A 10,609-nucleotide genomic window follows, 5' to 3' on the forward strand; every position below is an offset into this window, starting at 1 on the left:
AGCTTTTGCCCCCGCACCGTCTAAAATCTATATTTCGTTATCTACTTTCACGAGTTTTCCCATGACAAGGAAGCGTCCTGTGCCGCCCGGCGTACAGGTAGAAAGGGTCAGTACCTTATCACTGCAGGTCACAGTCACATCACTTTCCACCGCGGAACGTTCCTTCATAGCTGTAAGCCAGGTAGTATAAGCACCGTCATCCTTCCAGGAAAGCTGCCAGGGAGAAGTTTCACTGCCGGATTCTTCCGGCTTTGCTGCAAACGCCGCAAAGATCTCCATGACATAACCACCCTTCGGAGTAACGAGATACATCTGCCTGTGGGTATCAAAGTAACTTTGTTCATCGTACCGGTTCAGCAGAGCAAACATGGAACCATCCCGCATATTATGACCGTAAATGATCGTATTGCGGTCTGAAAAATCTGCCCGGTTTTCATAATCGGCAAACAGGCAGCCAACCTTGTTATAGGTCCCGTCATAAAGATGGTTCAGGTAATACTCGTTGTTGTCAGTCTGCGTCACCGGATAATTGAGCACCGTATCAGGAAGGGAAAGCCATCCGATGATGTCCGGTCCATTTTCACGGAGCGCTTCAAAGTCTACCGAAGGCAGGACAATATCGGCATCGTCCTGTTTTGTTTCTGTCGGATCGGTTGCCTGCTCCGGGGAGTCTGTCTGCTCCGGTACTCCTACATATCCGGCAAGATTCCGATAGGCGTCTTTACTCTCGGCATACTGGTTCAGGTCACGGAACACCAAAAATCCGCTGCCAAGAGCCACCAGAGCGCAGAGTGAAAGGACAGAAGCCCCGACAGCCATTCTTTTTGGGGAAGTCCTGCTGTATTTTCCCTTTTTGAAATAGTACACAGCAAATACGCTGCCGCCGATCAGTGCGGCTGCCAACAGTCCGCCATATAGGAAAATATATGGATCATCCCCGGTCTGCGGTACCGGCTTTTGAGGGGTGGAAGGATTGGACGGAACAGAAGGCTTTTCCGGCTTCCCCGGCTTTTCCGGTTTTTCATTAAAGAACTGGACCGTAGATGTCTGGTCAGCTTTGATCTCCACCGTAGCGGCATCAGGAATGATGTAATCCTTGCTTGCCCGGTTTGCAACTTCTGTTACGGTATAAATACCAACACGAAGGCCCTTGACTTCAATTACACCGGATTTTGGAGTGGTGAATGTCTCGCAGTAGGAGCCGTCCGTGCTCTTGACCTCGATGGCAAAACCATCTTTGCGCCCGTCGCTGGAATCCTTTGTGATCTTTAAGTTGCCGCGGTAAGCCTCATTGGTAAATCCGTGCCCGGCTTCTCCATTTTCCACAACTGCGATCTGTCCATCTTCTGTGATGGAAAAATAGTAAGCGTTTGGGTCAGGCTGATAGCCCTCCGGAGCTTTGCTTTCTTTGATAAAGTAGCCGCCAGCCAGAAGGTTTTCCGCCGTATGATAGCCTGCATCGGTTTCTTTCAGCGTACTGATCTTTTGATCGTCAGGATCATATTCCTGGTTGGCATTGGAATCCGCATACAGGTCGAACACCGCACCGGGCAGGAAACGCAGGAAAGAATTCTTGTCTTTCTTATCCTCCTTTTCCACAGGGGACGGTTCCTCCACAGCTTCGGTTTTAGTTACCTGCACACTGCCGCGGATCAGGGTGTTTTCCACACGGATCTCGATATGCTGTCCGTCTGCACCGATATATACATGGTGCTGCTGCGGGCTTACTGTATAAAGGTCAGGGGCAGAGATCTCCTTGACGATCCAGTGTCCGTAAGGAATGTTCTCAAAGGAAAAACTGCCGTCTTTTCCGGTAACAGCAGTAAGCAGTGCATTTTCTTCGGTAAATTCTTCTGTATCAGGTCTAAACAGTCCCATGAGTGCACCGGCTAGCGTGACATCTTCGCCGCCTTCCGGGTTTTCCCCAACTTTTACACCGTCTACACGCCCGCGGAGAAGTTCATTGGAAACAGCCTCGCCTTCATTGACAAGGATCTGTACCAAGGCAGTTTCCTGTCCGGCATATTCAAAGACGACCGGATATTTCTGATCCGAAAGGATATAGGCGCCGTTGGTCGTGCGTTCCTTGACATAATAGCTGCCAAAAGGCAGGTCGGAGGCGAAGGAAGCACTGTAACCGTCGGATTCATCAGACGAAACAGAGACCACTTCCAGAAGTCCATCTGCCGGGATCACGCTGCCATCTGCCGCCGTCAGGTCTGCGGAAGCATAAAGTCCAAAGGAAATATCCTTATATTCCTCGTTCATGCCAAGACCGAACAGATCATCGGTCTCCATTGCCTTGAAAAGTGTGACATCCACTTTCTGTCGTTCGTCATAAAGACCTGTCGCTGCCTGTGTGACCTCCACGGTCTCACCCGCATAGGTCAGTTCCACATATTCCGGTTGAGGATTCAGCACACAACCGGAAGGAGCCTGACGTTCCTCCAGACGGTAACGGCCAAGATAGAGAAGCCCGCTTTTCGCTGTGCCGTCCTCGCCGGTCGTAAGGGTTTCCACAACCGTATCTTTTTCTGTCTGCAAGGTACCGTCACCGGTATAAATATCTTCATCTGCGATCACGTCATAGACCGCTCCGGGAAGTCCGGCAACCTCATACACCGGCTGGTACAGTCCGTCGTTTTCCTGGACAGAAGCAAATACTTCTCCGGTCTTTGTGATGGTAAGCTGGCCTTTCTGCGGCATATTGTACTGAGTGACCGTCACAACCGCCTCGCTGCCGTCAATGGTAAACGGTACCGGCTGATCGGAAAGCACATAGCCATAAGGGGCAGCCACCTCATAAAGTTCATAATCCCCGGCGGCCAAAGGCTCCGGCAGCATCAGCCAGCCCTCGTCAGAAACATAGAAGGTATCCAGTGTTTCCGGGTTCGGATAGTAGACGGTCTGGGTGATAAATTCCCCGGTGGAAAGATCCTTGATCTGAAAACCGGTTCCGGTCACAGGGATAATCTTTCCGGTCTCTGCGTCACATTTTTCAACTTTCAGACGGGCTGTGATGGTGCGGTTGTTCAGGATATAGCTGTAAGTCTTGCCGTCAGAGGAAATGAATACCGTAAAGTCCGGGACAAAGGCTTTGCCTTCCTCGCCTGCAATCTGATGGACCGTATAATGCCCATAAGGAAGCGGTTTACTGGAAGCAAAACCATCCGCATCCGTGGTAAGAAGGTCACGTTCACTTTCCTTTGCCGCGTCATAGCTCCCGGCTGCCTTTAAGTAAACTTCAAAGACTGCGCCTGCTTCCGGGCGTTCGATGATACCAGCATTGGGATCGTCGGTATTTTCGCCCTCAGGCACATCCGGGTCCAGGTCATCGGTGTGCTTGACAAGCTGGATATTTCCGTAAATAAACGTTTCCGTCACCTGATTTTCTGTGGTATTGAGTTCCACTTCATACAGGGAAGGGGATGCACCCACTTCATAAATGGTTTCATTCAGAAGATACCCGGTGCTCGGTTCGATTTCCCGGATCGTCCAGCCATCCCCGCATACATAATAGCGGGTCATAAAGCTGCCATCCGGTCCGGTAGTATAAGTGTCGATCAGTTCGCCATCACGGAAGATCCCATAGGCCGCCCCTGCAAGCGTGGCATCCCCCTGAGCATTTCCGGTGTCAGCATCACTCTTTACCACATGGACGCGAAATTTCTTCAGAATATTGCTGAAATGTACCGAAGAAGTCTGCCCGCTTTCAATGGTCACGTACTGTGCGGAAGGGGTCACATAGCGGTCCACCGGAAGTTCTTTTACCAGATAGGTTCCCGGCAGGAGCTTCTTTTCAATCTGGCCGTTTTCTCCGGTCGTAACTTCCTCATTGACTTCATTTCCCAAAATGTCCGTACCGGAGATATGGAAGGTGATACCGGAAACAATGCCGTCCTCACTGGTCTTGACAAGTTTTGCGGTACCGTAAGTTTCCGTTTTGAATTTTACAAAGAAGGAAACCGGATCGCTGGCGCCGGTCATCATGGTCTGGTAGCCGGGTCTGCCCCAGATTAGCATGTCGTTTGCCACCGGGATATTCTTTCGGAATTCAAACAGCACCGGGTCCATCATCATCTGCCTGCTGGTAAAGGTGTATTCATTTCCGTTTCTTGTCACAGAAACGCCGCTGCCTTTCAAAGCCTCCAGATCGATCTTCAAGTTATTGGTATCTGTGACCGTCAGGGTATAGACCTTTTTTTCAACATCCCATTTCAGTTCCAGTTCCGGTGCTTCGCTTTTCTTAGAAGAAGTAAAGGAAGGGACTGTGGAATGGGAAGCTACCTGTGCCAGAATCCAGTCATAGGCTTTTTCTGCCGGTCGTCCGGCGATCACGCTGAAATACTGGTCGGCGTCTGCGTGGCCGTTTCCGTGGCGGCTGTACGGATCGCTTCTAAGCTGCTGCTGGTATTCCCAGAGGATGATCTGGGTCGCCATCTTATAGTCGTCCTCGTTGATCCCGGAAACAGGGAGCGCCGAACCGGGTTTCCAGCCATAGATTGCAGTCAGGGTGATCCCCCTCCTTGCCTCGGCAGGAAGCAGGTTCAGATATTGGCTGTTGGTCCCGCTTTCCGAAACATAGGTGTTTTCCGAAGTATGGTAAGGAATCCCGCTCTCCACACAGTAAACCTGATGGCTGATCCCGTCAGAATCCGTCAGCATATAATGCCGGTAAGCATTGCCCCCGGAACTGGTGTGTACGTCGATGGTTCCGTCTGCATGGTAGGCAAGATAGGTGTAAGGCGCTGGGGCGCGGTAGTGGTTCCCATCAGAGCCTACATACTGATCGCCCAGCCAGGAGCTTGCTGTCTGTCCGACAGACATGGCAAAAGCCTGAGCCGGAAGAAGCCCCAAAATGCTTGCCATACAGAGCAAAAACGCCAACAGCTTGCGAAAGCCGCGGCGCCTGGTTATGATATGTTCCATGAAAAAATCCTCACTTTCATAAAATCTAAAAGGACAGCCTTATTTGCTGTCCTTGTCGTCAAAATCATCCTCGGAAAGATATTCCGGTTCCCCGTATGCCTCATCCGGGTCAAAGCCTTCGCCATAACCGTCATCCTCAAATTCCGCATCGTCCTCGGCCTGCTGTTTCGGACGCACGATTTTTACATAGTAACCGATCCCGCCGACCGCAAGTAAGGCAGCAAGGATAAACAGGATCGTGCCGACGCTGCCGGTTTCTTTCTTCGGCTTTTCCGGTTCTGCCGGTTTTTCAGTTTCCGCCGGCTTTTCTTTTCCTTTGCAGCCATTTAAGTCATTTTTGCAGACCGGACAGCCGGTATTAACCTTTCCTGCCTCACATTTTTCTGTGCAGTTACAGCTTTCTTCCTGGGGGATCATGCTCATGCTGCCATTGTTCTTTTCTGCAAGTGCCATCAGGTCGGACTCTGTGACGCCGTTTAAGAAGTAGACATTGTTATCTTCCCGTTTCCCGTCGATCACCAGATAAAAGACATTGCCCGCGTCCGTAGTGATGGTGTAAAACTGTTTTTCCCCATCCGTACCGCTGATGTTGTCCTGTACCGTTCCGGTGCCTTCCGGGGTAAATGCACCTTCCGGGATCGCAGAAGTATTTTCCTGCTGTCCGGTACTGTTATCTGAACCGGAAGAATTTCCGCCGCCGGAAGGGGTTGCAGCGTTTGAGCCGGAAGGTTTTTCTTCCTTAGGCGGTTTTGTCTGTGTACCGGACGGACTCTGGGGTGCTGTCGTAGCAGGTTTCTTTTCAGGAGCCGGTTCTTTGTAATACGGATTATCCAGCTTTACCACATCAGAACGGTTACCGGCATAATCTTTTGCGTATATGCTTACCTGTTTTTCTGTTCCGGCATAATCTTTCAGTGCGACCGACGCTTTCCCGTCGGTGAGGGAGTTGATACGGTTTTCATCAACAAAGACCGCCTCCACGCCGGATAGATCGTCACTGCTTTCTATTTTCAGGGCATCGCCCTCCATGGAAGCAGTCAGCGTTGGCGGTGTGGTGTCTTTGGAACCGCCGGCATGAGCCGTTACAGGTAATGCGCTGACACTTACAAGAAGCGTAAGCGCCAGCAGCAGGGAAAGTTTTTTAAGCCTCATGCACATCCTCCTTCTCCTGCGGTAAAACAGTTTCCGAAGGGGCTGCCTGCTGTGATTTCAAAAAATCCGCAAGCTGCTGGGGCGTCAGTTTGAAACTGCGCGCCACCGCTACATAATCGGTATTTTCCAGCTCTGTTTTCTGTTCCTCCAGCTTATGGAGCTTTGCCTGCATTTCCGCAATCTTTGTTTTGGTCTTTTCAATTTCCTTTTCCAGTTTTTCAATTTTAGGATTCAATTTATTACCTCCAATCTGTTAAGGCAGACGCCCAAATGTATAAAAATGCTGCTGCCAGTAGCTTGTATTGATGTTTGCATAAGAAATCGGGTCTCCACAGTGGATCATCATTCCATTTCCCACATAGATCCCTACATGGCTTGCGCCGCTGGTGTTGTAGGTCCCCTGGAAGAAGATCAGGTCGCCCGGTTTTGCATCCGCACTTGATACCGGCGTACATACACCTAAAAGACCATCCGCGGTCAGCCTTCCGAAATTCCAGCCAACGCCGCAGTTGTTGATCACCCAGGACACATAGCCGGAACAGTCAAAGGAAGTGGAAGGGCTTGCGCCTCCCCATACATACGGATAGCCAAGATATTTTTCCGCCTCGGCCATCATTGCGGCAAACTGTTCATCCGCAAGGGCTTCCGGTGGAATGTCATAATCGAAGTAGTTTCCTGTGCCGCCTGAACCAACTTCTGGCAGGTGCCGTTCGCTGGTATCGCCGGTATCGGCAAAATACAGGGGATTCAAATACTGGCCGTCAACCAGGACTTCTAAGTGCAGGTGGGCCCCGGTAGAATTTCCGGTATTCCCGACCTTTGCAATCACATCCCCGGCTTTGACCTCCTGCCCGGCAGAAACAAGGATCTGGGAACAGTGCCCGTATTTGGTCGTCAGGGTATGTCCTTCGTATGCCTCGCCTTCAATAGCGACACACAAGCCATAACCGCCGGCATTTCCCGCAAGGGTGACCGTTCCGTCATGCCCGGCAAGGATCTCTGTGCCCTCCGGCATCCCGATGTCCACACCGGTGTGATAGTTCTTTTCCCCACTGATGGGATGTACCCGGTAGCCGTAATAACTGGTCACATAAGGGAGCCAGTTGGTGCCAAAGACATTTTTGACATACTGGCGGTTTCCTTTTGTCTGCAGCAGGATCTCGCAGATCTCTTTCTGGTCTGCGTTCATCCGGGAAACGACCAGGTTTTCTAGAGGTGTGACTGTGAGCTTGACATTTAAGATGCGCCATTCATAAGGCACTTCCTCCTGGGTTTCTTCCCCGGTTTCCGGATCAACGGAAGTTTCGGTGCGGTAACGGATCTCGGTTTCTTCTGAAAAGGACAGGGTATATTGTTCCTGGAAAAGCTGCCGCAGCACGCTTTCCACTTCATCGTAAGTAAATCCCTGATAAGCAGAAGTCAGATACCCCATCAGCACATACGGGTCATGCTCGATTGCGCCCAGGTTATACCGGTATTCGTCATAGCCGGGGCGGTCTGATTCCACCCGGTCTATTTCCATTTGCAGATCCGTTTCCCATTCGGTATAGGTAAGCTCCGCCTGGTTGATGTCCTGATCATCTGCAAGATAGGTAGAAGCAGCCAGACTTCCCAAACCGCCGGTCCCGATATTGGAGAACGTGGAAAACAGGGATGTGATCAGGAAAATTACCAAAAGGAGAAGCAGGAGGACAAGGCAGATTACAGGGTGCCGTTTGACCGCATGGACAATACCGACGCTGACCCTCTCTGTTGCGACTGCGGCATTTTTTGCCTGTTTCCCGGCTTCACGGGCAGCCTTGGCATACTGCCTTTTCAGTTTTTGTTTCTGCCATATCCGGGCAATCGCATGTTTCTTCAGCTCCGGGTGGTCGCTAAGAGCCTGCCGGTAAGCAAGTCTTGCGTTTGCTTTTGCTGATTTTTGCTGTAATTTCGCTGCCTTTCGGTAGGGGGCAGTTTTATGCCGGTGATATGCCGTGCGAAGCCCTGCCTCGCCCACAAGTTCAGAGCGGTGGGCTGCCTTGATGCCCACATTTTCATCCTCTGCCTCATAAATCTTTTTATGAGCGTAACCAATGGCAGTATTGGCGCCCGCCTTGACCGGACGCAGGGGTACAGGTCCTTTTACATGGACCTTTTGGGATTTGACCTCCTTTTCAAATTTTAAGTGTTTTTTGGCTTTTCCGGTCTCCGGGTCGGAAACCGTCTCCATGCGCAGTTTCTTCCGGGCAGGTAGACGATTTTGCGCCTGCTCTGCTTTTTGTGCAGTCCGTTCCGCCTTCCGTCTTGCATGGGTGAGCTTTTTATCCTTTGTCTCCGGCGGTAGTTCATCCGCAGTAAATTCCAGCTTGGATGTTTTCGGCGGTTCGCTATCCATACCCTTTTCCTTCTGCGCTGCCTGTTCCTCCGCCTGTGCCGCTTCCTGAAAACGCTGCTGATATTTGTTCCCATGCTGGTGTGTTCGGTAACGGTGTTCCTGACCGGATCTGTCTGTGCCGTTCGGTGGGGCTGAGCCTTCGGAAGAAGGAGCATATTTTCCGGTATCATGGTCTGTCACATCCTCTGTTACAAAAGAACACCTGGAAGCCTCCTGCCGGAAATTGCTTCGCCCGTTTTCCTGTGTCGGGGACTCTGTTCCGGCAGCATCCGGTATCTCAAAGCGATCCGAAAAAACATCCAAAGCGGCTGCATAAGCCTCGCCCTGTTCCAGCAAGGACACCGGTGTTTCCGGTGACAGATGGGAAAATTCCGTCTGTACAGGGATGTCCTGCCTGTGTGTCTTGCCGTTGACAGAAGAAGGGGTGTCCCGTGCCCTGCGCAGGTCAAAATCCTGTTCGGTCTGCCTGGCTGCCGGTTGATCTTCCCCGTGGGAATCACGCACCGGCATCCGGGTATCTTTGCGCTTCCTTTGAAATTCCCTGTCGTGTGCCATTGTTCTCACCTCCGATCCATTTTAATTTTTGTCTCACGCTTTGGTCCCCGCTACTTCATCCGGTCTTGTGGTAAGCACGCTGTACAACAGTGTGTCCTTCGGGAAGTGGTCCACAAAGGGGATGATCACATTTCCAAAGAACAAAAGCCCCTCGCCGGGACCAGAATGGGTCACATAGGAAAGCTGGTGCGGGGAGATCCCCAACTGCTTTGCCAAAATCTGACGGTCTCCCTGGGCCTGGTTGAGCATATAGATAAAGTCCGAGTTCTCAAAAATATTTTCGATCTCACGGGAAGCCAGAAGGTCCTTGACATTCTGCGTTAAACCTGATGGGATTCCGCCCCATTTACGGAAGCGTTTCCAGATCTCCACGCTGAAACTTCCTGTCTGCCCTTTCAAAAGAAGATGGAATTCGTCGATATAGAACCAGGTTGTTTTATGTTTGGAGCGATTGGCCGTGACACGGTTCCACACCGCATCCTGCATGATCAAAAGCCCGATTTCCTTTAAGGCTTTTCCCAGTGACTTAAGCTGGAAACACAGTACCCGGTGTTGATCCATCTGGATATTGGAACGGTGGTTGAACACGTTAAGGGAACCATTGACATAGATTTCCAGTGCCGTTGCGATATTCTGTGCTTCCGGTTCAGACTGTTTCAAAAGCAGCTCGTAAAGATCGCCTAAGATCGGCATATTTTCCGGGCATGGGTTCTGCAGGTATTCCCGGTACACCAGTCTGGTACAACGGTCGATGATCGTCCTTTCAATAGGGGAAAGCCCTTCTTTGCCGCCGATGATAAGGTCGCACAGCGACAGGATAAAATCACTTTTCAAAGTAATTGGGTTTTCATCATCGGAATAGTCCAGATTGATGTCCATCGGGTTGATGTAGTTCGTGGAAGTAGGAGAAATATCAATGACCTGCCCCTGGGAACCGAACTGCTGTACCAGCGGCCCATACTCATTTTCCGGGTCAGCGATAATGATGTCGTCCTCCGTCAGAAGAAACACATTGACGATCTCACGCTTGGCAGAGAAAGATTTACCGCTTCCTGGGGTACCGAGAAACAGCCCATTGGGATTTTTCAGCGTTTTTCTGTTCGCCATGATCAGGTTATTGGAAAGGGCGTTCAGACCGTAATACAACGCCTCGCCCTCCTGGAACAATTCACAGGTGGTAAACGGTACAAAGATCGCTGTGCTGCTGGTCGTAAGCCCGCGCTCAATTTCAATCTGGTTCGTGCCAAGAGCAAGCGAGGACATAAGCCCCTGTTCCTGTTGGTAATCCAGCCGTTTTAAGGCACAGTTGTATTTCTGTGCCACACCCGAAGCGGCAAAAATATCATTAAACAGCTTCTGACGTTTGGCAGCGATATTTTCCACCAGTACCGTCACAAGGAACATGCGCTCATTGCGGCTCTGTAAATCCTGCAAAAGATTTTTGGCTTCCTCTCCATAGGTGGCAAGGTCGGTGGGAAATAGCGATAGGTAAGCCTTTGAAGTTATCTCCAGCTTTTCCCCCGCTTCACACCGGACATGCGACTTTCACCGCATCCGGCGTTCCATCAATCAAACAGATTTCTTAGTCTCCTTAGT

General features: G+C 50.9%; 4 protein-coding genes and 1 pseudogene. All 5 read right to left on the reverse strand.

Annotated features, from left to right (window positions below; genetic code table 11):
* Positions 1 to 27: 27 nt before the first annotated feature.
* On the reverse strand, positions 28 to 4,929 hold the full coding sequence (srtB, locus tag LQE94_RS07355) for a class B sortase (RefSeq protein WP_240577324.1): 4,902 nt from the start codon (positions 4,927 to 4,929) through the stop codon (positions 28 to 30).
* 39 nt (positions 4,930 to 4,968) lie between these two features.
* Entirely contained in the window at positions 4,969 to 6,081 is a 1,113-nt protein-coding gene (locus tag LQE94_RS07360) for a DUF4366 domain-containing protein (RefSeq protein WP_117468867.1), read from the reverse strand.
* Positions 6,071 to 6,316 (reverse strand): DUF4315 family protein, encoded by a 246-nt coding sequence (locus LQE94_RS07365; protein WP_025577937.1) that lies wholly within the window; start codon positions 6,314 to 6,316, stop codon positions 6,071 to 6,073. Before LQE94_RS07365 ends, LQE94_RS07360 begins: the two co-directional genes overlap by 11 nt.
* An 18-nt stretch (positions 6,317 to 6,334) precedes the next feature.
* Positions 6,335 to 9,013 (reverse strand): CD1108 family mobile element protein, encoded by a 2,679-nt coding sequence (locus tag LQE94_RS07370; RefSeq protein ID WP_118724269.1) that lies wholly within the window; start codon positions 9,011 to 9,013, stop codon positions 6,335 to 6,337.
* Positions 9,014 to 9,046: 33 nt separating this feature from the next.
* Positions 9,047 to 10,489, reverse strand: a pseudogene (locus LQE94_RS07375) (VirB4-like conjugal transfer ATPase, CD1110 family); the annotation flags it as partial.
* Positions 10,490 to 10,609: the final 120 nt, after the last annotated feature.

This window comes from Mediterraneibacter sp. NSJ-151, assembly GCF_022487435.1.
In the GTDB taxonomy this organism is placed as follows: domain Bacteria; phylum Bacillota; class Clostridia; order Lachnospirales; family Lachnospiraceae; genus Schaedlerella; species Schaedlerella hominis.